Origin of the sequence: Streptomyces corynorhini, assembly GCF_003346515.1 — a bacterium.
In the GTDB taxonomy this organism is placed as follows: domain Bacteria; phylum Actinomycetota; class Actinomycetes; order Streptomycetales; family Streptomycetaceae; genus Streptomyces; species Streptomyces corynorhini.
Genome location: NZ_QQNA01000059.1, coordinates 1 through 26,085, shown reverse-complemented (window position 1 = coordinate 26,085; position 26,085 = coordinate 1). Strand labels below are relative to the sequence as shown.

The window sequence follows — 26,085 nt, the reverse complement described above, 5'->3', positions numbered from 1 at the left end:
GTGAACCGTGCCCGTCCGTGACGCGCACCCGGCGCGGACGCGCACCCGGCGCGGACGGGCACCCGGCGCGGACGGGCACCGATCCGCGGGGGCGGCCCCCGGCCGGGCAACGGCCGGGGGCCGCCCCCGCCGGTCAGCCGCCGCGCACCCGGACCGCGGCGGCCGTCCCCGCGACGGTCCACGGCAGCGCGATCCAGACCGTCTTGCCGCCCTCCGGGGTCGGGGTGATGGAGAGCCGCCCGCCGTACTCGGCGGCCAGCGAGCGGATGATGACCAGCCCCCGGCCGTTGTCCTGCTGCACGGCCGCCGGCAGCCGCTGCGGCCAGCGCGGATGGCTGTCGGTGACGCCGATCCGCAGCCACTCCTCACGCTCCAGCCGGATCTCCACGGTGAACGTGGGCGACTGGCCGAAGGTGTGCTGCACGGCGTTGGTGGTCAGTTCCGAGACGATCAGCCGTACCGTGTCGGCCGTCTCCGCCTCCGTGGGCAGTCCCCACTCCGTCAGGAGGTCGGCGACATATCTTCGCGCCGTCGGTACCGACGCGGGATCGCTCGGCAGGGTGATGGATGCTTCCTGGTGGTCTGCCATGACGATGCCGTCCCTTTCCACACCGGACCGCACTCCGGCACAGAGCGGATGACTGCGCGGACGGCCTCGGACTGTGCTTCGCGACAGCCTGCCACTGATCGCGCCATTCGCAGGGCCGATCCACCGAGATCTGCATATATCTGTCGCTCGATGCGGTGAACTCTGCAACGGAAGACCGTATTCGGGCAGCGAATAGATAACTTCACGGCCGCGGGCACCGGAACGGGACGAGGACGGGCGAAGGGCGGATTCGGCCATGCGGCATATTCCAGTGGTACGGCGGCGCAGACTCGGTGAGGAATTGAAGAGGCTGCGCCGGAAAGCGGGGCTGACGAGCGGCCAGACGGCGCGGCTGCTCGGCTGGCACCAGTCGAAGGTGAGCAGGATCGAGACGGGCGTCAGCGGGGTGAAGGGGGAGGATCTGGCCGTACTGCTCGACGCGCTCGGCCTGACCGATCCTCAAGCGCGCTCGCTGCTGTCCGCGTTGGCCGGCCGGGGCGCGGACGGCCGGGGCTGGTGGGAGGCGTACGGCGGCGCGATCCCGCCCCGTTACCGGGACTTCATCAGCCTGGAGTCGCAGGCGAGCACGGCGCGCACGCTGGAGACCTCGGTGGTGCCGGGGCTGCTCCAGACGCGCGAGTACGCGCGCGCCGTGACCCGCGCCGCGCTGGAAGGGGTGCCCGCCGCCGCCGTCGACGCGCTGACGGAGGTCCGGCTCGCCCGGCAGGCGGTGCTGCGGACCACGACCCCGCTGCGGCTGCACGCCGTGCTCGACGAGGCGGTGCTGCGGCGGGAGGTGGGCGGCCCGGGGGTGATGCGGGAGCAGTTGCGACGACTGTCGGAGCTGGCCCGGCTTCCTCAGGTGTGCCTGCAGGTGCTGCCGTTCACCGTCGGCGGTTATGTCGGACTCGCCGGGCCTTTCGTTATCTTCTCATTTCCGAACATCAATGATCTGGATTTGGTCGTTCTCGACCATCTAACGAATAGCCTCTATCTGGAACGGAGAGAAGAACTGGAGGCGTACGGCGCCGCGTTCCGCACGATGTGCGCGCACGCCCTCTCGACCGACGATTCCCTGGATCTCGTCGCCGATATCCGCGACGGGATCCGCGACAGCGCGTAGGGAGCATCATGAACGCTTGTCCCGTCTGGCGGCGCAGCAGTTACAGCACCGGCGCCAACAACTGCGTGGAGTCGGCCCGCAGCGGGCCGGACGCGCTGGTCGTGCGCGATTCCAAGGAAGCGCGCCGGCCGCCGCTGTCCTTCTCGGGGAGCGCGTGGTCCTGCTTCCTGTCGGCCCTGCGCGAGCGGGAGCCGGTGCGCTGTCCGGTCGGTTAGGGTCTTTCGTTTGGAAGCGGCGGGGCCGCCGCCACGACCGTACGGACCGCCGTGTCGATCTGGCCGGGCGTCAGATCGGCGCGCGCGGTGAGCCTGATCCGGGAGACGCCGTCCGGCACCGACGGGGGCCGGAAACACCCCACGGCCAGCCCCGCCGTACGGCAGTCGGCGACCCAGCGCACGGCCGCCTCCGGTGACGGTGCCCGTACGGAGACGACGGCGGCGTCCGGCCGTACGGCGGTCAGTCCCGCGTCGGTGAACCGCCGGTGCAGCTCCCTGGCGACCTCGCGCGCCCGGCCCGCCCTGGCCGGTTCCCGGCGCAGCAGCCGCAGGCTCTCCAGCGCGCCGCCCACGGCCGCGGGCGCCAGTCCGGTGTCGAAGATGAACGTACGCGCGGCGTTGACCAGGTGGTCGATGACCCGGGCCGGTCCGAGTACGGCGCCTCCCTGGCTGCCCAGGGACTTCGAGAGCGTGAGCGTGGCCACCACGCCGTCCGCGCCCGCGAGTCCCGCCGCGTCGAGCGTGCCCCGGCCGCCGTCGCCGAGCACGCCCAGCCCGTGCGCGTCGTCGACGAGCAGCGCGGCGCCCGCCGTGCGGCAGACCGCGGCCAGCTCCGCGAGCGGCGCGGCGTCGCCGTCCACCGAGAACACCGCGTCGCTGACCACCAGCGCCCGCCGGCCGGGGTGCGCGTCGAGCGTCTTGGCGACGGCGTCGGGCCGCGCGTGCGGGACGACGACGGTCTCGGCGCGCGAGAGCCGACAGCCGTCCACGATCGAGGCGTGGTTGCCCGCGTCGGAGACGAGCAGCCCCTCGCGGGCGGTCAGCGCGGTGAGCGCGGCGAGGTTGGCCGCGTATCCGGAGGAGAGGACGAGCGCGGCCTCGAATCCGCAGAATCCGGCCAGCTCGCGTTCGAGTTCGGCGTGCAGGTCGGTGCTGCCGGTGACCAGCCGGGAGCCGGTGGCGCCCGCGCCCCAGCGGTGTGCGGCGTCCGCCGCCGCCCCGGTCACGGCCGGGTGCCGGGCGAGGCCCAGGTAATCGTTGCTCGCCAGGTCGAGCAGGTCCTGCGCGGCGGGGCGCGGCCGGAGCGTACGGACCAGACCGGCGCGCGCACGGCGGCGCGCCTCGTCGTCGGTCCAGTCGAAGGGATCCTGCGTCACGGGTCCGGACCTCCGGTGGGCGGCGGGTGGGGTGCTGCGCGCGTGCGGCGCGGTGATCCGCGCGGCGCCCTTTTGTGAGCGCGCGTCCTTTTGTAGGCAGCTCACAGACTCTAACCGCGCCCCGAACAGGACAGGGTGTGGTGATACACACACCGTGATCCGGGGGTGTTGTGGGATTCCTCCTTGGCCCCGGGGTCCCCGGTGGGAAAGGATCTGCACCATGGACCTGCTGAACACACTGGTGGAGAAGGGCCTGCGGCGTGAGCTGCCGACCCGCGAGGAAGCGCTCGCCGTGCTGGCGACCTCCGACGACGAGCTGCTCGACGTGGTGGCCGCCGCCGGGAAGGTACGCCGGCAGTGGTTCGGGCGGCGGGTGAAGCTGAACTACCTGATCAATATGAAGTCCGGGCTGTGCCCCGAGGACTGCTCGTACTGCTCGCAGCGGCTCGGCTCCAAGGCCGAGATCCTCAAGTACACCTGGCTGAAGCCCGACGAGGCGACCAAGGTCGCGGCGGCCGGTGTGGCGGGCGGCGCCAAGCGGGTCTGTCTGGTGGCGAGCGGCCGGGGGCCGACGGACCGGGACATCGACCGGGTGTCGCGGACCATCGAGGCGATCAAGGAGCAGAACGAGGAGGTCGAGGTGTGCGCCTGCCTCGGTCTGCTGTCGAACGGTCAGGCGGAGCGGTTGCGGGCGGCGGGCGCCGACGCGTACAACCACAACCTCAACACCTCCGAGGGCACCTACGGGGACATCACCACGACCCACACCTACGCCGACCGGGTCGACACCGTGCGGCAGGCCCGCGAGGGCGGGCTGTCCCCGTGCTCGGGCCTGATCGCCGGGATGGGCGAGAGCGACGCGGATCTGGTCGACGTGGTCTTCGCCCTGCGCGAGCTGGACCCCGACTCGGTGCCGGTCAACTTCCTGATCCCGATGGAGGGCACGCCGCTGGCCAAGGAGTGGAACCTCACTCCGCAGCGGTGTCTGCGCATCCTCGCGATGACCCGGTTCGTCTGCCCGGACGTGGAGGTCAGGCTCGCGGGCGGACGCGAGGTCCATCTGCGCTCGATGCAGCCGCTCGCCCTGAACCTGGTCAACTCGATCTTCCTGGGCGACTACCTCACCAGTGAGGGGCAGGCGGGCCAGGCGGATCTGGACATGATCGCGGACGCGGGCTTCGAGGTGGAGGGCGCGGGGTCCGCCACGCTGCCCGAGCACCGGGCCGGCGGCTGCGGTTCGGTGTGCGGCGACGCGGAGACGGCGGCGGGGTCCGGGTGCGGTCCGGCGGGCGAGCGGTGCGGCCACGACGGTGTTCCGGCCGCCGCCGGTTCCGAGCCGGTCCCCGGGGCCGAGCCGGTCCCCGGGGCCGAGCCGGTCCCCGCGGCCGGTGCCGACGTCCTCGCCTCGCGCCCCGGTCTGGTGTCCGTACGCCGCCGCGGCGCGGGCACCGAACTGGCGCCCAATGCCTGAGGCGCCCCTCCTGGCCCAGGGCCGGTCGGCCCTGGGCCCCGCCGAGCTGCTCTCCCTGGACCGGGCCCACGTCTGGCATCCGTACGGCCCCATGCCGGGCCGTACGGACCCGCTGATCGTGGAGTCCGCGTCCGGAGTGCGGCTGCGGCTGGCCGAACCCGCCCACGGGCAGTACGAGCTGGTCGACGGCATGGCCTCGTGGTGGTCGGCGGTCCACGGCTACAACCACCCGGTGCTCAACAAGGCGGCGCACGAGCAGCTCGACCGGATGAGCCATGTGATGTTCGGCGGGCTCACCCATGAGCCCGCCGTCCGGCTCGCCGCGCGGCTGGTCGAGATCACCCCGGAGCCGCTGCGCCACGTCTTCCTCGCCGACTCGGGCTCTGTCTCGGTCGAGGTCGCGGTGAAGATGTGCCTGCAGTACTGGCGCTCGCTCGGCCGGCCCGCCAAACAGCGCCTGCTGACCTGGCGCGGCGGCTACCACGGCGACACCTGGCATCCCATGTCGGTGTGCGACCCGGACGGCGGGATGCACGAGCTGTGGTCGGGCACGCTGCCGCGCCAGATCTTCGCCGACGCCCCGCCCGCCGACTACGACGAGACGTACGCGCGGGGGCTGCGCGCGCTCGTCGCCCGGCACGCCGACGAACTCGCGGCCGTCATCGTGGAGCCGGTGGTGCAGGGCGCGGGCGGCATGCGGTTCCACTCCCCCGCGTATCTGCGGGTCCTGCGCGAGGCGTGCGACGCGCACGGGGTGCTGCTGGTCTTCGACGAGATCGCGACCGGTTTCGGCCGCACCGGCACCCTCTTCGCCGCCGAACAGGGCGGTGTGTCCCCCGATGTGATGTGTGTGGGCAAGGCGCTGACCGGCGGCTATCTCACCATGGCGGCGACGCTGTGCACGTCGGAGGTGGCCGAGGGCATCTCGCGCGGCGAGGTGCCGGTGCTGGCGCACGGGCCGACGTTCATGGGCAACCCGCTGGCGGCGGCGGTGGCCCTCGCCTCGATCGACCTGCTGCTCGGCCAGGACTGGGCGAAGGAGGTCGAGCGGATCGGCGCGGGGCTGAGCGCCGGGCTGGCGGCGGCGAAGGCGCTCCCCGGCGTACGGGAGGTACGGGTACGGGGCGCCATCGGTGTCGTCCAGCTGGACCACGACGTGGACATGGCGGCGGCCACGCGGGCGGCGGTGCGGGAGGGCGTCTGGCTGCGCCCGTTCCGCGACCTCGTCTATACGATGCCGCCGTACGTGACGGGCGACGAGGACGTCGCCAGGATCTGCCGCGCGGTCGTCGCGGCGGCGGAAGAGGGCTGACATGCCGGTGCTCATCGTCTCCGGAACCGGTACGGAGATCGGCAAGACGATCGTCACGGCGGCCGTCGCCGCCGCGGCGCTGGCCCGGGGCCGCAGCGTCGCCGTGCTCAAGCCCGCGCAGACCGGGCTCGGCCCCGGTGAGCCGGGCGACGTGGCGGAGGCCGCGCGGCTGGCGGGGCCGGTGACCGCCGTCGAACTCGCCCGGTTCCCCGACCCGTTGGCGCCCGCGACGGCTGCCAGGCGGGCCGGGGCGGCGCCGGTCGGCCCGGCCGAGGTGGCCGTCGCGGCCGAGAAGCTGGCCACCGAGCACGATCTGGTGCTGGTGGAGGGCGCGGGCGGGCTGCTCGTACGGTTCGACGAGAGCGGCGCCACCCTCGCGGACGCGGCCCGGCTGCTGGGGGCGCCCGTGCTGGTGGTGGCCCCCGCCGGGCTCGGCACCCTGAACGCGACCGCGCTCACGGCGGAGGCGTTGCGCGCGCGGGCGCTGACGGCGCTGGGCGTGGTGATCGGCGGCTGGCCGGCCGCGCCCGACCTGGCGGCGCGCTGCAATCTGGCGGATCTGCCGCAGGCCGCGGGCGCGCCCCTGCTGGGCGCGGTGCCGCAGGGGGTGGGCGCGCTGGCCCCGGCGCTGTTCCGGGAGCGGGCGGGCGGCTGGCTGGCGCCCGCGCTGGACGGCGAGTGGGACGCGGCCGCGTTCACCGCGCGCGAGGGCGCGGGCCCGCGGCCGTCCGCGTGAACGGGCTCAGCCGACCGCCTCGGCACCAGGGCCTTCGGCACCAGGGCCTTCGGCACCGGGGCCGGACGATGTCCCGGCCATGGAGCAGAAGTTGCGCCAGACGACGGACAGGACGCAGCCGGGCACCACGGCCAGACCCAGCAGCGGCGCCTGGTTGACGAGGACGAGGGCGACCGCGAGCAGTCCGAGGTTCATCAGCCCGAGCGGCCAGCGGCGGACCTGCGCGTACGACACCGCCAGGAGTGTGCGCCGCCGCACGCGCGGGGCGTCGTACGCCAGGCAGGCCATCGCCGCGACGCCGGAGCCGACGGCGACGAGTACGGCCATGGCGAACAGCGGCACCAGCGCGAGCCCCAGCGCCGAGTGGCGCAGCACGTACGCGTCGGTCGCGGCCACGGCCGTCAGCAGCACGCACGGCGTCCACAGGAGCAGCGCCCGGCCGAACAACCGCCGGTAGGCACGCGGCAGTTCGGCGGCCGGGGCCCGTTCGTCCCCGTCGGCGCCGCGCAGATAGCCGAAGGCGGCGGCGAGGGAGGGACCGATGCCGAGCGACAGGAGGCCGAAGAAGACCGGGTAGCGCCAGGGCCGGTCGACCAGGTGCAGGGCGGCCAGCAGCGGCAGGTTCGCCGCCGCCAGCCCGATGTTGACGACCAGGACCCGGTGGACGAACGACCAGATCAGGTCCCAGGACCCGTATCCCACATTGAGCCGGGAGGGCCGGCCGGTGACGGGAGCACCGCTCATCGCATTCGCCTCACTCGATTCGCCGAGGTCACCCGATCCGCCGAGGTCACCCGATCCGCCGGTGTGACTCGATCCGCCGGTGTCGCTCGATCCGCCGGTGTCACTCGATCCGCCGGTGTCACTTGATCCCGCTGGTGGCGATGCCCTGCACGAAGTACCGCTGCCCGAGCAGGAAGACCACGAGGATCGGCAGGACCGAGAGCACGGACCCGGTCATGATCATGGCGTACCGGGCGTCGTACATCCCGACGAACTGGCGGAGCCCGATCTGCACGGTCCACAGACGGTTGTCCGTCAGATAGATGAACGGGCCCATGTAGTCGTTCCAGGTGTTGACGAAGGTCAGCAGCGCCAGGCTGGCCAGGGCCGGTTTGGAGAGCGGCAGGACGATGCGGGCCCAGATGCCGTACTCACTGAGTCCGTCCAGCCGCGCCGCCTCGCTGATCTCGTCCGGAATGGTCAGATAGAACTGGCGCATGAGGAAGACGCCGAAGGCGCCGAACGCCTGGAGCAGGATCAGCGAGAGGTGGGTGTTCACCAGCCCGAGCTTCTCCATCATGATGTACTGCGGCACCATGTACGCCTGCCACGGCACCGCGATGGTGGCGATGTAGCCGAAGAACAGCACGTCGCGGCCGGGGAAGCGCATCTTGGCGAAGCCGTAGGCGGCGAAGCTCCCGGTGAGGACCTGGAGCGCGGTGATGGTGACGCTGAGGAACAGCGAGTTGCTCAGGTAGGTGAGGAGCGGGATCGTGGTCCAGATCTCGGTGAAGTTCTCCCACTGGAACTCTTGCGGTATCCACTGGATCGGAACGGTGAAGACCTCGTTGTCCCGCTTGAGCGAGGACGTCAGCATCCACGCGAAGGGCAGCAGGATCGCCGCCGCCAGGACGAGGAGTCCCGCGTAGAGCAGCACGTGGCCGGCGGCGGCGCGCACCCCGCCCGCGCCGCCGGGCGGACCCGGTCGCGGGGTCGCGGGCCGGGGGGCCGCGGTCCCGGTGCTGTCCTTCCGCAGCGTGGTCGTGTTCATCGTTCGGACCTCCGCTGGAGCTGGAACTGTACGAGGGTGATGGCCAGGACGATGAGGAAGAGCACCAGGGAGATCGCCGAGGCGTAGCCGAATCGGCCCTGGGCGATGCCCTGCCGGTAGATGAGCTGCGAGAGCACGAGGGTGGAGCGGCCGGGGCCGCCCTCGGTCATGACCTGGACCAGGTCGAAGATCTTGAAGCTGGAGACGGTGAGCATGACGAGGACGAAGAAGGTGGTGGGCCGCAGTCCTGGCAGCGTCACATGCCAGAACCGCTTCCACGCGCCCGCGCCGTCCACACGCGCCGCTTCGTACAGCTCACCGGGGATGGCCTGGAGCCCGGCGAGATAGAGCACCATGTAGTACCCCATGTCCCGCCATACGCTGGTGATGACGAGCGCGGGCATCGCCCAGTCGGTGGAGGTCGTCCAGCCGGGCGGATGCGCGATGCCGACGAACTTCAGGAACTGGTTGACGGGCCCCAGCTCGGGGCTGAGCAGCATGTTCCATACGACGGCCACCGCCACCAGCGAGGTGATGTACGGGAAGAAGAACGCCGTGCGGAGCACTCCCACGGCCCGGAGCTTGCGGTTCAGCAGCACGGCGAGGCCGAGGGCCGCCGCGAGGGTGAGCGGGATATGGCCGATCGCGTACCACGAGGTGTTCTTGAGCGCGGTCCAGAAGTTGCCGTCGTCGAGCATCCGCCGGAAGTTGTCGAACCCGATCCATTCCGGCGTGGAGTACGAGTTCCAGTCGGTGAAGGCCAGCAGCAGCGTGCCGAACACCGGGAGGAGGGTCAGGGCGGCGAAGCCCAGGAAGTTCGGGAGGATGAAGCTCCAGCCGACCAGTGTGTTGTGCCGGCGCCGTCGCTTGCCGGTGGTGGAGTCGGAGAGAGTCATCACCGGACTTCGGACTTCACTCGCTTGTTCATCTCCTCGATGCCCTGCTCGACGGACTTCTCCCCGCTCATCACCAGTTCGTGCTCCTCGTCGAGGATCTGGTTGATGTCGGAGGTCTTGTCGCTGACGGGCATCTCCAGCTTCACGGAGTCCGGCTTCATCGCCTGGGCGGCCAGTGCGTCGGAGGGCATGCCCTTGACGGCGAAGTACGCCTTCATGACCTCCTCACCGGTGTACGAGGGGACGACGCCGACCTTGGCGATGGCCGCCGCGCCCTTGGGCCCCGAGGCCCACTTCACGAACTGCTCGGCCTCCGGCGAGTTCCGCGCCTTCTTGTTCACGGCGAACGCGGTCGGCGAGCCGAAGGTAGTCTTCGTGCCGTCGCCCTTGATCTGCGGCAGCGGGGCTACGCCCCAGTCGATGTCCGTGGTGCCCTTGGCCCGGTCCTCCAGCAGCGCGGAGGCGAACCAGCTGCCCATCGGCACCATGCCGACCTTGCCGCTCTCGAAAATCGTCTTGTACTGGACCTTCTGGCTCTTGGCCGTCCCGAACGGCATCGCGGCGCCGGACTTCTGGAGGTCGAGGGCCAGTTCGTACTGGTCCTTGAAGAATCCGTAGTCACCGCTCAGCAGGTCACCGCCGGTCTGGGCGGCGGCGATCGCCTGGGCCACCGAGCGCCAGGTCTGGAGGTAGGTGCCGTAGACCTTGGAGGTGCCTCCGCCCGTGCTGGTCTGCTTGGCCAGGGAGGCGTAGTCGGCCCAGCTGAGCTTCGCCAGATCGGCGTCCGCCGGCTTGATGAGCGCCTTGTTGTAGAAGAGCACCCAGAAGTCGTGGCGGTAGGGCATCGCGTAGTAGTGGCCGTCGAGTTCGAACGGGTCCAGACCGGAGTAGGACGCCTTGTCGAGCGCCTCGACCTCGCTGTCGAGCGACTTGAGCTGTCCGCGGGTGGCGAACCGCGCGTAGTCGGTGACGTTCTTCATCGTCAGTACGTCGGTGCTGTCGCCGCCCGCGAGCATGGTGGTGACCTTGTCGGCGTAGTCGTCGGCGAGGATGTCGACCGGCTGGATGTCGATCTTCGGGTTCTCCGCCTCGAAGCCCTCGATCAGCGCTTTGAACTCGGGGGTCGTGTCGTAGTTCCACAGCGCGACCTTGACCACCTTGCGGCCGTCGGCGGTGGTGGCGGAACCGCCGTCACCGCCGCCGCAGCCGGCGGCGAGCAGGGTCACGGCGACGGCTGCCGTCAGGGCTCTTGCCGAGGTCTTCCTCATGATGTGCGGCTCCTTCGAGTGGTCTCTTCTTGCGAAAGGCGGTGTCCGGCGGAGGGTCCCGGGCGCCGGGCGCGCGGGGCTCCCGGCGCCCATGTGCTCAGGCCCTCAGGCCCTCAGGCGCTCAGCCCGAGGGCCCAGTTCTCCGCCGTGATCTCCGCCCGCAGGGGCTGCCGGGCGGACAGACGTTCCAGTTCGTCGATCGCGTGGTCGGTGAGGCGTCCGATCTCCGAACCGAGCGAGCCTGCTACGTGGGGGGTGATCATGACGCGGGCCAGTCGTCTGAGCGGTGAGCCGGCAGGCAGCGGCTCGGGCTCGGTGACGTCGAGGATGGCGAAGAGGCGGCCCGCCGCGCACTCCGCGGCCAGGGCGTCGGAGTCGATCAGGCTGCCGCGCGCGGTGTTGATGACCGTCGCGCTGTCGGGCAGCATGCTCAGCTCCGCCGCGCCGATCAGGTTGCGGGTCTCGGGGAGTTCGGGCGCGTGCAGGGTGAGCACGTCGACCCGCGGCAGCAGCTCCGCCAGCCCGACCAGGGTGGCGCCCGCCCGGCTGACCTCGGCCGGGTCCGCGTAGGGGTCCGCGACCAGGCAGGTGGTGGTGGGCAGGACCTTGAGCAGGTCGACGACCTTGCGGCCGATCCGGGAGAACCCCACGACCCCGACCGTTCTGCGGAAGTTGGACAGGTCTCCGTGGCCGCTGACCGAACCCCAGCCCTCGTAGGCGCGCCGTTCGTCGGCCGCGAGGAAGGGGGCCTTCTTCCCGGCGAAGATGATGGCCGCCAGGGTGTACTCGGCGACCGGAATCGCGTTGGCGTCGGCGCCGCTGGTCACGCGGATGCCCCGGCGCCACACCTCGTCCCCCACCAGCCCGCGCACACTGCCCGCGCAGTGCAGCACCGCCTTGAGGGCCGGTGCGGCCGCGAGCCGCTTCGAGGTCAGCCGGGGCGCGCCCCACGAGGTCAGCATCACCTCGACCTCCGCCAGGCGGGCCCGTACCGAGGCGGAGTCGAGGTCGTCGGTCCACACCGGATCGCCCAGTTCCACCAGGCCCGCCAAGCGTTCGAGCCGGGCCGCGTCGAAGTGCGCGTCGAAGCTCTGCCTGTCCATCACGACCAGCGCCTGGGGCTTCGTCTGCATCGGGTGTCGAGTCCTTCCCATGGGCGCGCGGCGGTGGCCGGCGCCGCCCAGTTCCTTGCCGTATACGAAGTTCCTTGCCGAACACGTGGGAATAGAGATAGTGGTGAGACGTACGCGTTCACTAGAGGCCGTACGTAAACGAAGCGAAACGTTCAGAGTCGAACGGGTCAAAGGTCAGGTGTCCAGATGACGGATGAGCGGCTGTTCGCTCTGCAGCGCCGGGAGCTGCTGATGGACGAGCTGCGGCGGAGCGGCTCCCTGCGGGTCCGGGAGGCGGCGCGGACCCTGGAGGTCAGCGAGCTGACCGTGCGGCGCGACATCGCGGCGCTCGCCGCCCGGGGGCTGCTCACCCGGGTGCACGGCGGCGCCACCCTGCCGACCGACCTCGATCCGCTCCACACGCGCCGCCCCCGGCCCGCCTCGACGCCGTTCACCATCGGCATGGTGGTGCCGTCGCTGGACTTCTACTGGCCGCAGATCGTCGGCGGGGCGCGGAGCGCGGCCGTCGCGCTCGGCGTCCAGATCCAGCTGCGCGGATCGAGCTACGACCAGGCGGAGGACCGGCGCCAGATCAGCCGGCTGATCGCCGCCCAGCAGGTGCAGGGGCTGCTGCTGGCACCGAACCTGGAGGGCGAGGGCCTCGACGAGATGATCGACTGGATCGGCGATCTGCCGGTGCCCGCCATCCTCGTCGAGCGGCAGATATCCCGGTGGACGCCGACCCCGCGTCAGCTGGGGTGGGTACGCAGCGATCACGCGCTCGGTCTGGAGATGGCCGTGCGCCATCTCCACGAGCACGGCCACCGCAGGATCGGCCTGGTGCTGTCGAAGGGCAGCCCGACCTCCGCCCATCTCGCCCAGGGCTGGGTGAAGGCATGCGCGGAGCTGGACCTGCCCGGCGCGTTCGTGGTCAGGGAGAGCGTCGCCCTCGACGTCCCCGGGCACCGGGAGATCATCAGGGGCATCCTGGACAGGTCCCGGGCGGCCCGGATCACCGCGCTGATCGTGCACAGCGACCCCGACGCGATGTCCATCGCCCAGTACCTCGCGGAACAGGGCCTGACCATCCCCGGCGACATGGCGATGGTCAGCTACGACGACGAGGTGGCCCATCTCGCGGAGCCGGCGATGACCGCGGTCCGGCCGCCCAAGTCGCGGGTCGGCCGGGTCGCGGTCGAGATGATGGTCTCCCGGCTGCGGGAGGGGCGGCGCCACCCCGCCCAGCGGATCACGGTGCTGCCGGAGCTGATCCTCCGCAACTCGTCGGTCGTGCGGGCGGGGGGCGTGTGACCTCACGATCCGGTGCGCTCCCGCCCGTTCAGCGGGCGCGTTCGATCCGTACCCGCGCCGCCCCCGGCGGACCGCCGGGGACGCGGGACGGGCCGGTGCGCAGGGTCAGCCTGGTCAGCCGGTCGCCCCAGGACAGACGCAGCAGCGGGTCCCGGAGCGGCTGTTCCCGGAGATCGGCGGTCAGCAGCGCGGGGTCCCAGCCGATCCGCAGCGTGCCGCCGGTGGCGGTGGCGACCGTGGCCCGGCCCTCGTCGAGCCGTACGTCACCCGCGATGACGTGCCGTACGCCGAACCCTGCGGTGCCGCCGTCGGGTCCCCCGGCCGGTTCGTCGGTGACGACGATGTGCGCGGGTTCTCCGGGGGTGGCGCGGACCAGCCGTACGGTCCTGCGCAGGGCGCCGAGCAGGCCGGCGGGGTAGGCGGGCGCGAGGTCGGCGGACCACTCGGTGGTGGGGTCGCCCGTCCGCACGCGTACGTCGCGGGCGCGGTGCGCGGCGCCCGGCAGCTGGCCGGAACCGGTCCCGGAACGATGGGGACCGGGACCGGCGTCGGAGTCGGGACCGGCGTCGGAGTCGGAGTCGGGATCGAGGTCGGGCACGTTGTGCCAGGCGCTGCGCAGCGGCCACGCGCGGTAGCGGTCCGGGCCGAAGCTGTCGGCGGTGTAGGTGGGCTGCCCGAGGTCGACGATCACCGGCTCGCCGTCCAGGGCGACCCAGTAGGTGCCGACGTCGAGATGGTTGTGGCGTTCGTCGTTGTGACCGCCCTTGACCGCGAGGGCGAGCCCCGCCGCGGTGCCGGGGCGCTCCCGGGTGACGAGCACCTGCACGCGCGGCAGCCAGACGTCCCGGGGCAGCCAGGCACCGGCTCCGGCGGTGGCGCTCTTCCCGTCGCGGCCGGTCGCGGCGCGCCAGGCGGGGTCGGACAGCCCGGCCAGCGCGCGGCCCAGGCCGTCCTGGTGGCTCACGGTGACGCCCCGCGCCGCGCCGCGCGCCCGCGCGTGGCCGCTGACCTCGGCGTCGCCGAGCCGGCCGCCCCAGCGGAACAGGACATGCCAGGGCTGCTCGTCGGGGAGGCGGGCCGGGGCGTCGCCGACGTTGACGTACCAGGGGCCGCCGAAGTGCATCCGGTACGGGTAGCGCACGACTTCGGCGAGTACCGGCAGGTCGCGGGCGTCGCACGGCGCGCCCCCGACGGCGGCGAGCAGATCGAGCGCCTCCAGCAGCCGGCAGGCGCCCTGCCACCAGTAGGCGACGCCCTCGTCCACGCCCCCGTCGTCGGGCAGCACCTCGACGAAGCGGTCGAGGCCGACGGCGGCCAGCCGGACGATCTCGGCCCGTTCCTCCTCGTCGTCGCAGAGCAGCAGGGCGGCGGTCAGCACCGCACCGTGCACCCACGGGTTCCAGTTGTGGGCGTCGCCGTCGAGGCCGATCCAGTGCCAGTCCCTGATCCGCAGGAAGGGTTCGAACACCCGCAGCCTGACCTCGCGCCGCAGTCGGCGCCGCAGCCCGGGGACCCGTTCGTCGAGGTGCGGGCCCAGAACGTGGTCGGCCCAGGCCAGCAGCGAGGCGACCTCGGCGGCGCCCAGATCGAGGAACGGCTCGTCGGGGTCGGGTACGGTCTCGCCGCGCGCGGTGGTGAAGCGGTCGTGCGGAGCCCAGCACCAGGTGCTCGCCTCGGCGAGCGCCATGAGGCAGTCGGCCGCCGCGTCGAGGTGGGGAGCGGCACCCGGCGGCGCCTGGGCGGGCGCGGACTCGCCGGTCAGCACCGCCGCGAGGACGAAGAGTGCCGTACGGTGGCGCAGCTCACGGGCCCGGTCCTCGTAGGCCGTGCGCACCCCGTCCCGGAAGGCGCGCGCCCAGTCGGACGCGCGCGACACCGGCGCCGGGCGGCCGAGTTCCGCCTCGGCCGCCGTCAGGAGCGCGGTACGCGTCGTGGCGTCCACCGCGTCCCAGACCGCGCGGTCGGTCACCGGGGGAATCGGCACGCGCCGGGGAGCGTCCCGCAGCCTCTCGGCGAGCCCTTCCACCTGAGCAATGTTTACTACCGATCGAAAATGTTCGTTCACCCGGCCGATTATGATGCTTCGCTGCGCATTTTGTTCGGATCGTGCGGCACCTGGTACGGACGTCGCGCGGAAATCGTTCGCCGGGCGGGCCGGTGCTCTGCTTGGCTCAGCCGATGAACGATATTCACATCCGTCCCGCCGGCCCCTCGGACGTCGAGGCCGTGCTGCGGTTCTGGCGCGAAGCCGCCGAGGGCACGAGCATCAGCGACGACCACGACGGGGTGGCCCGGCTCATCTCCCGGGACCCGGAGGCCCTGCTCCTCGCCGAGAGCGACGACTCCGTCCTCACCGGAACCGTCATAGCCGGTTTCGACGGGTGGCGGTGCTCCGCCTACCGGCTGGCCGTCCATCCGCACCACCGCAGGCAGGGCATCGCCACCGCCCTGCTGGACGCGGCGGAGCGGCGCTTCGCCGCCCTCGGGGGCCGACGCTCCGACGCCATGGTTCTGGAGGCCAACGAACGGGCACACCACACGTGGGCAGCCGCCGGATATCACCGTGAGGACCGCTGGCGGCGCTGGGTGAAGCCCCTGGGGCCGGTCTGACCGGTCCCGCCCGGCCCGCGACGGCCGGGCTTCCCGTCGTCGCGCGGCCTCCTGCCCGCTGACCGACCATGGGACGGACGGGACAGGGGTGAACCGATGACCGAAGTGCTTCTGCTGCTGGTGGCGGTGGTCCTGGCGCTCGCCTGCGGGGTCTTCGTGGCGGCGGAGTTCTCCCTGACGACGATCGAGCGCGGGGAGCTGGAGCGGGCCGCCGAGCGGGGCGAGCGGGGCGCGGCGGGTGCGCTGAAGGCCGTACGGAGCCTCACGTTCCAGCTCTCCGGCGCCCAACTCGGGATCACCGTGACCAATCTGGTCGTCGGGATGCTCGCGGAGCCGTCCGTCGCCGAGCTGATCCGGGGTCCGGTGGAGGCGGCCGGGCTCTCGCCCCCGGTGGCGTCCTCGGTCGCGCTGGTCATCGGTACGGCGCTGTCGACGGTCGTGCTGATGGTCGTGGGCGAGCTGGTCCCGAAGAACTGGGCGATCTCCTCACCGCTGGCCGTCGCCAAGGTGGTGGCCACCCCGCAGCGGTACTTCACCGCCGCCTTCCGGCCGTTCATCGGCCATCTCAACAACACGGCCAACCGCATCGTGCGCGGCTTCGGTCTGGAGCCCACGGAGGAGCTGGCCTCCGCGCGCGGTCCGCAGGAGCTGGCCGCGCTGGCGCGGCACTCCGCGCGGGAGGGCGCGCTGGAGGCGGACACCGCCGAGCTGTTCGTACGGACGCTGAGCCTGTCGGCGCTGACGGCGGAGAACGTGATGACGCCCCGGGTCCGGGTGATGGCCCTCGACCTGCGGGCCACGGCCGAGGACGTCGCCAACGCCACCCGGGCCTCCGGTCTCTCCCGCTTCCCCGTCTACCGGGGCACGCTGGACGCGGTCGTGGGCGTCGTGCACATCAAGGACGTCCTGACGGTGCCCGCGCGGCGGCGCGCCCGGCACCCGGTCTCCGACCTGGTGCGCGAACCGCTGCTGGTGCCCGCGTCCCTGACGGTGGACACCCTGCTGGACCGGCTGTCGGGCCGGGCCAGGATGGCCGTCGTGATCGACGAGTACGGCGGTACGGCGGGGGTGGTGACGCTGGAGGACATCGTGGAGGAGGTCGTCGGCGAGGTACGCGACGAGCACGACCCGCACGAGACCGCCGATCTGGCGGCGGTGGGCGAGGACGCGCGAGGCCGGGCCCTGTGGTCGGCGGACGGCGCCGCGCGCGCCGATCAGCTGCGGGCGATCGGGCTGCGGATGCCGCAGGGGCCGTACGAGACGCTCGCCGGGCTCGTCGCCACGGAGCTGGGCAGGCTGCCCGTCGAGGGCGACCGGCTGGCGGCGGACGGCTGGGACGTCGAGGTGGTGGACGCCGCGGGGCGGCGGGCGGCGCGGCTGCTGCTGCGCGCGCCCCTGCCACCGGCCGGGGGCGACGAAGAGAGCGACGGCGGCGCGGACGGCTCGCGCGGCGGCCGCGGCGGGGCCCGTCGCCCCCGCGGCGACGGCTCGGGGGAGGCCAGGTGATCACGGCGCTCCAGCTGTTCGCCGGGGTGCTGACGCTGGTCGTCAACGCCTTCTTCGTCGCGTCCGAGTTCGCGCTGATCTCGGTGCGCCGCAGCCAGATCGAGCCCGTGGCCGAGGCCGGCGACCGGCGGGCACGCGGCGTCCTGTGGGGGCTCGAACACGTGTCGGCGCTGCTGGCGGCGGCGCAGCTGGGCATCACGCTGTGCACGCTGGTGCTGGGAATCGTCGCCGAGCCCGCGATCGCGCATCTGCTGGAGCCCCTCTTCGCGGCGGTCGGGATGCCGGAGGGGCTGGTGCACCCGCTCTCGTTCGTGATCGCGCTGGCCGTGGCCACGTATCTGCACATGCTGCTGGGCGAGATGGTGCCGAAGAACGTCGCGCTGGCCGGTCCGGTGCGCGCCGCGCTGCTGCTCGGGCCGCCGCTCGTCGGGCTGGCCCGCGCGCTACGTCCGGTGATCTTCACGGTCAACGCCTTCGCGAGCGGCCTGCTGAGGCTGTTGCGGGTGGAGACCAGGGACGAGGTGTCGGCGACGTCCTCGGACGACGAGCTGGCCCGGATGGTCACGGACGCGGGCCACGCGGGGCTGCTGGACGACCGTGCGACCGCCCGGCTGCACGACGCGCTGGAGCTGGGCCGCCGTCCGGTGCGCGACGTGGTGCTGCCGCTGGAGCGCGTGGTGACCGCGCGGCTGGGCGTGACGCCGGAGGCGCTGGAGGCCCTGGCCGCCGAGACGGGCTTCTCGCGTTTCCCGGTGGTGGACCCCTCGCGGCGGATCCTGGGCTACCTGCACGTGAAGGACGCGCTGGACGCGGCGCCGCGCGACGAGCCGTTCCCGGTCTCCGGCATGCGGGGCATCGCGCGGGTGCGGGCGGCGACGCCGCTGGACGACGTGCTGACCGCGATGCGCCGCAGCCGTACGCACCTGGCGGCCGTGGTGGACGACGACGGGCGGCTGGCGGGGCTGGTCACGATGGAGGACGTCCTGCGGGAGCTGGTGGGCCGGCACGCGTAGGACCTCTTCTGGGATCCGCTCCGCGGGACCTCCCGGCGGGCGCGGGCATACCGCCCGGTACGATCGACGGCGCCATGGAGACACATGTTGAATACACCAGTTTCGTGGCCCTGGGTGACTCCTTCACCGAGGGCATGTCCGACCGGCTGCCCGACGGCTCCTACCGGGGCTGGGCCGACCTGCTCGCGGCGCGGCTCGCGGCCCGTACCCCCGGATTCCGGTACGCCAATCTGGCCGTGCGCGGCAAGCTCATCGGCCAGATCGTCGAGGAGCAGGTCGGCCTCGCGGCGGCGATGGCACCGGACGTGGTGACGCTGGTCGGCGGGCTCAACGACACGCTGCGGCCGAAGGTCGACATGGGCCGGGTGCGCGCGCTGCTCACGGAGGCCGTGGAGCGGCTCGCCCCGGCGTGCGGGCAGCTGGTGCTGATGCGCAGCCCGGCGCGGAACGGTCCGGTGCAAAAGCGCTTCCGGCCGCGCATGGAGGAGCTGTTCACCGTCGTCGACGAACTGGCGGCGGCGCACGGCGCGCTGGTGGTCGATCTGTACGCGGCGCCGGTCCTCGGCGACCAGCGGATGTGGGACGTGGACCGGCTGCATCTGACGGCGGAGGGCCACCGCCGGGTGGCCGAGGCGGTCTGGCAGACGCTGGGGCTGGACGCGGCGGAGGACTGGCGGGCCGGGCTGCCGCCCACCGAGCGCGAGCGCTGGCTCGCGCGGCGCGCGCACGACGCGCGGTTCACGCGCGAGCACCTCGGGCCGTGGGTGATGCGCCGCCTGACCGGCCGCTCCTCCGGGGACGGCCTCGCGGCGAAGCGCCCCGAGCTGCTGGCGTACGGGGACGCGGCGCCGGTGCGGGACGCGGGGTCCAGCGACGGCACGCCCGGCCGGGACCGTACGGCCGGGCCCTCGTAGCTGTCCACGAACAAGGCCGGGGCGCCGACCTGCGCGAACCGCCAGTAGAATCACCCCACGTGACTGCCAAGCCTCGTATCCCCAATGTCCTTGCCGGCCGCTACGCCTCGGCGGAGCTGGCCGTGCTGTGGTCCCCCGAGCAGAAGGTCAGGCTGGAGCGGCGGCTGTGGCTCGCCGTGCTGCGGGCGCAGCGGGATCTGGGGATCGAGGTGCCCGAGGCCGCCCTCGCCGACTACGAGCGCGTGCTCGACCAGGTCGACCTGGCCTCGATCGCCGAGCGCGAGAAGGTCACGCGGCACGATGTGAAGGCGCGGATCGAGGAGTTCAACGCCCTCGCGGGCCATGAGCAGGTCCACAAGGGCATGACGTCGCGGGATCTCACGGAGAACGTCGAGCAGCTGCAGATCCGGCTGTCGCTGGAGCTGATGCGCGACCGTACGGTGGCGGTGCTGGCCCGGCTCGGGAAGCTGTCAGGGGAGTACGGCGAGCTGGTGATGGCGGGCCGCTCGCACAATGTCGCCGCGCAGGCCACCACGCTCGGCAAGCGGTTCGCGACGGCGGCCGACGAACTGCTCGTGGCGTACGGGCGGCTGGAGGACCTCCTCGGCCGCTACCCGCTGCGCGGCATCAAGGGCCCGGTGGGCACCGCGCAGGACATGCTCGACCTGCTGGGCGGGGACACCGCGAAGCTGGCCGAGCTGGAGCGGCGGATCGCGGGCCATCTCGGCTTCGCGCAGGCGTTCACCTCGGTGGGCCAGGTCTATCCCCGCTCGCTCGACTACGACGTGGTGACCGCGCTGGTGCAGCTGGCGGCGGCGCCGTCGTCGGTGGCGAAGACGGTCCGGCTGATGGCCGGGCACGAGCTGGTCACCGAGGGCTTCAAGCCCGGCCAGGTGGGCTCCTCCGCGATGCCGCACAAGATGAACACGCGCTCCTGCGAGCGGGTCAACGGCCTCATGGTGATCCTGCGCGGCTACGCGTCGATGACCGGCGAGCTGGCGGGCGACCAGTGGAACGAGGGCGACGTCTCGTGCTCGGTGGTCCGCCGGGTGGCGCTGCCCGACGCGTTCTTCGCGCTGGACGGACTGCTGGAGACGTTCCTGACGGTGCTGGACGAGTTCGGCGCGTTCCCCGCCGTGGTGGCGCGCGAGCTGGACCGCTACCTGCCGTTCCTGGCGACGACGAAGGTGCTGATGGGCGCCGTACGCGCCGGGGTGGGCCGGGAGGCCGCGCACGAGGTCATCAAGGAGCACGCCGTCGCCTCGGCGCTGGCCATGCGTGAGCGGGGGGCCGAGCGCAACGAGCTGCTGGACCGGCTGGCGGCGGACGAGCGGATGCCGCTGGACCGGGCCGGGCTGGACGCGCTGATGGCGGACAAGCTGTCCTTCACGGGCGCGGCGGAGGACCAGATCGCGACCGTCGTCGGCCGGATCGACGAGATCGTCAAGCAGCGTCCCGAGGCCGCTGCCTACACGCCGGGCTCCATCCTGTGACCACCGGACGGGTCCGCGCGTGACCCCGGAAGAACGCGAAGCCGCCCGCGACCGCGTCCTGTCCGACGTGGCCGCGGGCGGCTTGCGTGTGCTGTTCTGCGGTATCAACCCGGGCCTGCTGTCGGCGGCCACGGGCCATCACTTCGCGCGCCCCGGCAACCGCTTCTGGCCGGTGCTGCACCTGTCCGGTTTCACCCCGCGCCGACTGCGCCCCGCCGAGCAGGACGAGCTGCTCGCGTACGGTCTGGGCATCACGAACGTCGCGGCGCGGGCGACGGCGCGGGCCGACGAGCTGAGCGCCGAGGAGTTCCGGGAGGGCGGCCGGATCCTGGCCGCGAAGGTGGAGCGGCTGCGGCCGGCCTGGCTCGCGGTGGTCGGGATCACCGCGTACCGGACGGCGTTCGACGAGAGGCGGGCGGTCATCGGCCCGCAGGAGCGGACGATCGGCGGGACGCGGATCTGGGCGCTGCCCAATCCGAGCGGGCTCAACGCGCACTGGACGGCGGCGACGATGGCCGAGGAGTTCGGCCGGCTGCGCGCGGCGGCGGGCGTTCCGGCCGCGTAGCCTCCACCGGCGGACCGGCCGGACTGGCCGCGGGCGCGCGGCACCCCCTTGCCAGTTTTGTGGCAAGCATTGACAAGTTTGCGCAACGGTGACGACCATGCACCATGTCGTTCACTCACCTCGCTCCGTCGAGCAAGTAGCGGAGTCGCCATGGCCACCACCTTGACCGATGTAGCCAAGCGCGCCAACGTCGCGCTCTCCACCGCTTCGCGGGCCTTCAGCGACCCCGACCGGCTCGGCCCGCAGACCTTGCGCAAGGTTCTTGCCGTTGCGCAAGAGCTGGGTTACGAGTCTCCCGTGGCGCGGGCCGTCGAGCCGGTGGCCGAGGGGGAGAGCGCGACGGTGGCCGTGGTCGTGCCCGACATCGCCAATCCGGTCTTCGGGGCGTTCGTGAAGGCCGCCCAGGGCGAGGGGTGGCACCGCAGGCAGACCGTCGTCCTCGCGGACACCGACCTCAGCCAGGACCGTGAGCGCGAGGTGATCACACACCTGCGCGATCAGGCCGACGGGCTGATCGTGTGCTCGCCCCGGCTGGAGGCGGCGGAGATCCTCGCCGTCTGCGGACGCACCCCGGTCGTCCTGGTCAACCGCGAGACCAGCGGCGCGGACTGTGTGATCGCGGACGCGACGCACGGCATGCGGCAGGCCGTCGAGTACCTCGCCGCGCTCGGCCACCGGCGGATCGCCTACGTCCAGGGCATGCAGCGCTCCTGGTCCAACGCGCACCGGGTCGAGCTGATCCGGGGCGAGACCGAACGGGCCGGTCTGGAGCTGGAGTTGCTCGGCTGGCAGGCCGAGACGGTGGCGGGCGGCACGGCCGCCGCCGCCAGTGTGATGGCCTCGGGCGCCTCCGCCGTGATCACACACAACGATCTGATGGCGCTCGGTGTGATCGCGGGCGCGCGGGCGCTGGGGCTGAGCCTGCCCGACGACCTCAGTGTCATCGGCGTCGACGACATCCCGTTCGCCGAGGTGTCCCAGCCGTCCCTGACGAGCATCGCCGTGCCGATGGCGAAGGCCGGGGCGCTCAGCCTCGACCTGCTGGGCCAGGTCCTGGCGGGCGAGCGCGCCACCCCGCGCCTGCTGCGGCTGCCGACCCAGCTGATCGTGCGCGGCTCCAGCGGCCCCGCCCCCTCCCGCACGCCGTGGCGGAACACCGCCGCGGACCGGACGATGAAGGACGCGTCATGACGACAGACGCCAGCACGGGCGAACCGAACGAGCCCGCCCCCGGCCACCCGCCGACCGTCGTGGTCGCGGACTCCAACCTGGCGCCCCTGCGGGCCGAGTTCGAGGCCGCGCTGCCCGCCGGATCGACGGTGCGCTGGCCGGATCCGCGGGACGCCGCGGCGCTCACGGCGGCCCTCACCGACGCGGACGTCCTCGTCTCCGGGCAGTGCACCGCCGCCATGGCCGCCGCCGCGCCGCGCCTGCGGCTGGTCCACGCGGCGGGCGCCGGTACGGAGAGGATCGAGACGGCCGCGCTGGCACCGGGCACCCTGGTCGCCAACACCTTCCACCACGAGAACTCCATGGCGGAGTACACGATCTCCGCCGCGATCCTGCTGCGCCGGGGCTTCCTGCGCCAGCACACCGCGCTGCGCGAGGGCCGGTGGGACTCCCCCGTGCACGACCCGGACTCCCCCTGGACCGACAGCCTGGCGACGGCGACCATCGGCTTTGTCGGCTTCGGCCATATCGGCGCGCGCTGCTGGGAGCTGTTCCGGGCATTCGGCGCGCGGGGGGTCGCGGTCACCCGGCGCGGCGACGTGGACGCCGCCGCCCGGGGGCTGGACTGGTCGGGGACCGTGGACGATCTCGGCACCCTGCTGGAGACCTCCGACGTGGTCGTGGTCTCCGCGCCCCTCACCGCTGCGACCACCGGGCTGATCGGCGCGGCCGAGCTGTCCCGGATGCGCTCCAGCGCCGTACTGATCAACGTCGGCCGGGGCCCCGTCGTGGACGAGGACGCGCTCTTCCGGGCGCTGAGCGAGCGGACGATCGGCGCCGCCGCGCTCGACGTCTGGTACCGCTACCCGTCCGAGGGCGGGACAGCGGCGCCCGGCAACCACCCCTTCGAGAAGCTGGACAACGTACTGATGACTCCCCACTCCTCGGGCCTCACCCGCGAGACCTTCGCGCGCAGGGCCGCCGACATCGCCGCCAACATCGGCAGGCTCACCGCCGGCGAACGGCCGCACCACATCGTGGCGGTGGCCCGATGACCGGGACCGACTCGATCGTCGCGGCGGACGTGATCGTCACCAGCCCCGGCCGCAACTTCGTCACCCTCAAGATCACCACGGCCGAGGGGCTGGTCGGCTGGGGCGACGCCACGCTCAACGGCCGCGAGCTGGCCGTCGCCTCGTACCTCCGGGACCATGTCGCACCGCTGCTGATCGGCCGCGACCCGGCCAGGATCGAGGACACCTGGCAGTACCTCTACCGAGGGGTCTACTGGCGGCGCGGCCCGGTCACCATGACCTCCATCGGCGCGGTGGACATCGCGCTGTGGGACATCAAGGGGAAGGCCACAGGACAGCCCGTCTACCAGCTGCTCGGCGGCGCGGTCCGCGACCGGATCCTCACCTACACGCACGCCAGCGGCTGGGACGTCCCCGAACTGCTCGACGCCATCGACGCCAAGCGCGAGCAGGGCTTCCTCGCCATCCGCGCGCAGAGCGGCGTGCCGGGGCTCGACACGGTGTACGGCGTGACACGCGGCGCCCCGGGCTACGAACCGGCCGAGCGCGGCAATCTGCCCGTCGAGGAGATCTGGGACACCGAGGCGTATCTGCGGCACGCGCCCAAGGTGCTCGCCGCCGCCCGCGCGCACGTGGGCCCCGGACTGAAGCTGCTGCACGACGCCCACCACCGGCTGACACCCAATCAGGCGGCGCAGCTCGGAAAGGCGTTGGAGGAGGCCGACCTGTTCTGGCTGGAGGACGTCACCCCGGCGGAGAACCAGCAGGTGCTGCGCCACGTACGGCAGCACACCACGGTCCCGCTGGCGATCGGCGAGGTGTTCAACACCGTCTGGGAGTGCCAGTCGCTGATCACGGAGCAGCTCATCGACTTCGTACGGACGTGTGTGACGCACGCGGGCGGCATCAGCCATCTGCGGCGGATCGCGGCGCTGGCCGAGGTCTGGCAGATCAGGCTGGGGCCGCACGGGCCGTCCGACGTCTCGCCGGTCGCGCTGGGCGCGTCGCTGCACGTCGGTCTCTCCACACCGAACTTCGCCATCCAGGAGTACATGGGCTACGAGCCGCTGGTGCACGAGGTGTTCCGGCACGGCTGGTCGTACGAGAACGGGCATCTGCACCCCGGGGACCTGCCCGGCATCGGGGTCGAGGTCGACGAGGAGCTGGCCGCCCGCTTCCCGTACGAGCCCGCGTACCTGCCGGTCGCACGGCGGCGCGACGGCTCGATGACGGACTGGTGAGCGAGATGACCACGGCTCTGCCGCGGCTGGGCGCGACGACCGTGCCCGCCGCCTCCCGGCTGAACGCCCGCACACCGGCCCGCACCGGCATCGTCCATCTCGGTCTCGGCAACTTCCACCGCGCCCACCAGGCCGTCCACACGGCCGCCGCGCTGTCCCACACCGACGGCCCCTGGGGGATCCTCGGCGTGGCCAGCCGCTCCGGCGCCGTGGCGCGGGCCCTGCGCGAGCAGGAGATGCGCTACTCGGTCGTGGAGATCTCCCCGGAGCGCACCCGGATCACGGTGCCCGCCGTGCACACCGGCGCGCTGGTGGCGGCGGACCAGCCCGAGCAGGTGCTCGACGCGCTGGCCGCGCCGGACACGGCGGTCATCTCGCTGACCGTCACCGAGCACGGCTACACCTTCGATCCGCGCACCCACGGGCTGGACCTCGGCTCCCCGGCGGTACAGGCCGATGTACGGGGCGACGCGCCGCCGCGCACCACCATCGGGCAGATCGTGCGCGGGCTCCAGCGCCGCCGACGCGCACACGCGCGGCCGGTGACCGTCCTCAGCTGCGACAACCTGGCGGGCAACGGCGCGCAGACGCGGCGGCTGGTCCGGGAGTTCGTGGAGGCGCTGCCCGCCGCCGAACGCGAGGACCTGGTGGAGTGGCTGGAGAGCGCCGTGACGTTCCCCGGCTCCATGGTCGACCGGATCGTCCCCGCGACCACCGACGCCTACCGCGACGCGGTCGCCGCCGGGCTCGGGGTGCGCGACGCCGTACCGGTACCGGCCGAACCGTTCTCCATGTGGGTCATGGAGGATCGTTTCTGCGCCGGACGTCCGCGCTGGGAGCACGGCGGCGCCCTCTTCACGGACGACGTCGAACCGTACGAGCTGCTCAAGCTGCGGCTGCTCAACGGCACGCACTCGCTCATCGCCTATCTGGGCGCCCTGGACGGGCGGGCGACCATCCCGGAGGCGATCGCCCGGCCGTTCGTCGCGGACGCCGCGCGCGCCGTGCTGCACGGCGACTACCTGCCGACCCTGACCGTGCCCGCCGACATCGATCCGGACACGTACGTCGGTCAGCTCTTCGAGCGCTGGGCCAACACCGCGCTGGGCCACCGCACCCAGCAGGTCGGCTCGGACGGCTCCGTCAAGCTCCGCCAGCGGGTGCCCGACCCGGCGCTGCTGCATCTGCGGGCCGGACGCATGCCGCACCATCTGGCGCTGACCGTCGCCGCGTACCTCTGCTGCGTGGCGCCGCCGCCCGGTTTCTCGCCGGGGCCGCACGCCACCGCCATGGTGGACCCGGCCCGGGAACGGCTGGCCGCGATCGCGCGCCGGGTCCCGGTGTCCGGCGGTGCCGCCTACACGGCAGCCGTGCTGGACAGCGGGCTGCTCGGGACCGGTCTGACGGAGTTCCCGGACTTCGCCGCCCGGATCGCCGAGTTCATCGACGCGATCGTCCGGCACGGTCCCGGCGCGGCGGCGGCCGAGGCCGCCGGGGCGGCGCGGTGGGAACCGCTGCCCGCGCGCTGACCCCCCTCCCGCTGTTCTCCCCACCCCTCCCGCTCTTCTCTCCACC

24 protein-coding genes are annotated in these 26,085 nt (G+C 72.7%); 16 read left to right on the top strand and 8 right to left on the bottom strand.

Going from position 1 to position 26,085, the window contains the following annotated elements:
* Window positions 1-133: 133 nt before the first annotated feature.
* Complete coding sequence (locus DVH02_RS09340; RefSeq protein ID WP_114623289.1) at window positions 134-589, bottom strand: ATP-binding protein; 456 nt, start codon at window positions 587-589, stop codon at window positions 134-136.
* Window positions 590-845: 256 nt separating this feature from the next.
* On the opposite strand from DVH02_RS09340, the gene DVH02_RS09335 reads away from it, so the two are divergent.
* Together DVH02_RS09335 and DVH02_RS09330 are read left to right on the top strand one after the other, a co-directional pair.
* Window positions 846-1,712, top strand: coding sequence for a helix-turn-helix domain-containing protein (locus DVH02_RS09335; protein WP_114623286.1), 867 nt, complete (start codon window positions 846-848; stop codon window positions 1,710-1,712).
* 8 nt (window positions 1,713-1,720) lie between these two features.
* The gene (locus DVH02_RS09330; RefSeq protein WP_114623285.1) at window positions 1,721-1,927 is read left to right on the top strand and encodes a DUF397 domain-containing protein; all 207 of its coding nucleotides are present in this window, start codon (window positions 1,721-1,723) and stop codon (window positions 1,925-1,927) included.
* On the opposite strand, the gene DVH02_RS09325 is transcribed toward DVH02_RS09330, so the two are convergent.
* Window positions 1,924-3,084: an 8-amino-7-oxononanoate synthase gene (locus tag DVH02_RS09325; RefSeq protein ID WP_114623284.1), complete on the bottom strand. Its 1,161-nt coding sequence runs from the start codon at window positions 3,082-3,084 to the stop codon at window positions 1,924-1,926. The two genes, DVH02_RS09330 and DVH02_RS09325, sit on opposite strands and share 4 nt — an antisense overlap.
* A 220-nt stretch (window positions 3,085-3,304) precedes the next feature.
* Between DVH02_RS09325 and bioB the strand changes: the two genes are divergently transcribed.
* The 3 genes from bioB to bioD are packed head-to-tail and all read left to right on the top strand — an operon-like array spanning window position 3,305 to window position 6,603.
* Window positions 3,305-4,555, top strand: coding sequence for a biotin synthase BioB (gene bioB, locus DVH02_RS09320; RefSeq protein WP_114623283.1), 1,251 nt, complete (start codon window positions 3,305-3,307; stop codon window positions 4,553-4,555).
* Window positions 4,548-5,867, top strand: a complete 1,320-nt coding sequence (locus tag DVH02_RS09315) for an adenosylmethionine--8-amino-7-oxononanoate transaminase (protein WP_114623282.1) — start codon at window positions 4,548-4,550, stop codon at window positions 5,865-5,867. Before bioB ends, DVH02_RS09315 begins: the two co-directional genes overlap by 8 nt.
* Window position 5,868: 1 nt before the next feature.
* Window positions 5,869-6,603, top strand: coding sequence for a dethiobiotin synthase (bioD, locus tag DVH02_RS09310; RefSeq protein WP_114623281.1), 735 nt, complete (start codon window positions 5,869-5,871; stop codon window positions 6,601-6,603).
* A gap of 6 nt (window positions 6,604-6,609) precedes the next feature.
* Here bioD and DVH02_RS09305 read toward each other — a convergent pair whose 3' ends face one another.
* From DVH02_RS09305 to DVH02_RS09280, 5 genes are all read right to left on the bottom strand, one after another.
* A complete protein-coding gene (locus DVH02_RS09305; protein ID WP_114623280.1) occupies window positions 6,610-7,347 on the bottom strand; it encodes a hypothetical protein in 738 nt (245 codons plus the stop codon).
* Window positions 7,348-7,465: 118 nt separating this feature from the next.
* Window positions 7,466-8,377, bottom strand: a complete 912-nt coding sequence (locus DVH02_RS09295; RefSeq protein WP_114623279.1) for a carbohydrate ABC transporter permease — start codon at window positions 8,375-8,377, stop codon at window positions 7,466-7,468.
* Window positions 8,374-9,273: a carbohydrate ABC transporter permease gene (locus DVH02_RS09290; protein ID WP_114623278.1), complete on the bottom strand. Its 900-nt coding sequence runs from the start codon at window positions 9,271-9,273 to the stop codon at window positions 8,374-8,376. Before DVH02_RS09290 ends, DVH02_RS09295 begins: the two co-directional genes overlap by 4 nt.
* Window positions 9,273-10,541 carry an ABC transporter substrate-binding protein gene (locus DVH02_RS09285; protein ID WP_114623277.1) on the bottom strand — a complete coding sequence of 423 codons (1,269 nt, stop codon included), beginning with the start codon at window positions 10,539-10,541 and terminating at the stop codon, window positions 9,273-9,275. The genes DVH02_RS09290 and DVH02_RS09285 overlap by 1 nt, the downstream gene beginning before the upstream one ends.
* Before the next feature lie 113 nt (window positions 10,542-10,654).
* Window positions 10,655-11,674, bottom strand: coding sequence for a hydroxyacid dehydrogenase (locus tag DVH02_RS09280; protein ID WP_114623276.1), 1,020 nt, complete (start codon window positions 11,672-11,674; stop codon window positions 10,655-10,657).
* Between the two features lie 186 nt (window positions 11,675-11,860).
* Between DVH02_RS09280 and DVH02_RS09275 the strand changes: the two genes are divergently transcribed.
* Entirely contained in the window at window positions 11,861-12,964 is a 1,104-nt protein-coding gene (locus DVH02_RS09275; RefSeq protein ID WP_114623275.1) for a substrate-binding domain-containing protein, read from the top strand.
* 28 nt (window positions 12,965-12,992) lie between these two features.
* Here DVH02_RS09275 and DVH02_RS09270 read toward each other — a convergent pair whose 3' ends face one another.
* Window positions 12,993-14,933 (bottom strand): heparinase II/III domain-containing protein, encoded by a 1,941-nt coding sequence (locus DVH02_RS09270; RefSeq protein WP_233518113.1) that lies wholly within the window; start codon window positions 14,931-14,933, stop codon window positions 12,993-12,995.
* 209 nt (window positions 14,934-15,142) lie between these two features.
* Between DVH02_RS09270 and DVH02_RS09265 the strand changes: the two genes are divergently transcribed.
* The 10 genes from DVH02_RS09265 to DVH02_RS09220 all read left to right on the top strand — a co-directional run bounded on the left by DVH02_RS09265 (window position 15,143) and on the right by DVH02_RS09220 (window position 26,039).
* Complete coding sequence (locus tag DVH02_RS09265; RefSeq protein WP_114623273.1) at window positions 15,143-15,574, top strand: GNAT family N-acetyltransferase; 432 nt, start codon at window positions 15,143-15,145, stop codon at window positions 15,572-15,574.
* A 96-nt stretch (window positions 15,575-15,670) separates the two neighbouring features.
* Window positions 15,671-17,080 carry a hemolysin family protein gene (locus DVH02_RS09260; RefSeq protein ID WP_114623272.1) on the top strand — a complete coding sequence of 470 codons (1,410 nt, stop codon included), beginning with the start codon at window positions 15,671-15,673 and terminating at the stop codon, window positions 17,078-17,080.
* On the top strand, window positions 17,080-18,093 hold the full coding sequence (locus DVH02_RS09255) for a hemolysin family protein (protein ID WP_114623288.1): 1,014 nt from the start codon (window positions 17,080-17,082) through the stop codon (window positions 18,091-18,093). Before DVH02_RS09260 ends, DVH02_RS09255 begins: the two co-directional genes overlap by 1 nt.
* Before the next feature lie 74 nt (window positions 18,094-18,167).
* A complete protein-coding gene (locus DVH02_RS09250) occupies window positions 18,168-19,007 on the top strand; it encodes an SGNH/GDSL hydrolase family protein (RefSeq protein ID WP_114623271.1) in 840 nt (279 codons plus the stop codon).
* A 59-nt stretch (window positions 19,008-19,066) separates the two neighbouring features.
* A complete protein-coding gene (purB, locus tag DVH02_RS09245) occupies window positions 19,067-20,500 on the top strand; it encodes an adenylosuccinate lyase (protein WP_114623270.1) in 1,434 nt (477 codons plus the stop codon).
* Window positions 20,501-20,519: 19 nt separating this feature from the next.
* Window positions 20,520-21,065, top strand: a complete 546-nt coding sequence (mug, locus tag DVH02_RS09240; RefSeq protein WP_114623269.1) for a G/U mismatch-specific DNA glycosylase — start codon at window positions 20,520-20,522, stop codon at window positions 21,063-21,065.
* A gap of 150 nt (window positions 21,066-21,215) precedes the next feature.
* On the top strand, window positions 21,216-22,256 hold the full coding sequence (locus DVH02_RS09235) for a LacI family DNA-binding transcriptional regulator (protein ID WP_114623268.1): 1,041 nt from the start codon (window positions 21,216-21,218) through the stop codon (window positions 22,254-22,256).
* A complete protein-coding gene (locus DVH02_RS09230; protein WP_114623267.1) occupies window positions 22,253-23,290 on the top strand; it encodes a 2-hydroxyacid dehydrogenase in 1,038 nt (345 codons plus the stop codon). The genes DVH02_RS09235 and DVH02_RS09230 overlap by 4 nt, the downstream gene beginning before the upstream one ends.
* Window positions 23,287-24,510 carry a D-mannonate dehydratase ManD gene (manD, locus tag DVH02_RS09225; RefSeq protein ID WP_114623266.1) on the top strand — a complete coding sequence of 408 codons (1,224 nt, stop codon included), beginning with the start codon at window positions 23,287-23,289 and terminating at the stop codon, window positions 24,508-24,510. Before DVH02_RS09230 ends, manD begins: the two co-directional genes overlap by 4 nt.
* 5 nt (window positions 24,511-24,515) lie before the next feature.
* On the top strand, window positions 24,516-26,039 hold the full coding sequence (locus DVH02_RS09220) for a mannitol dehydrogenase family protein (RefSeq protein WP_114623287.1): 1,524 nt from the start codon (window positions 24,516-24,518) through the stop codon (window positions 26,037-26,039).
* Window positions 26,040-26,085 lie beyond the last annotated feature (46 nt).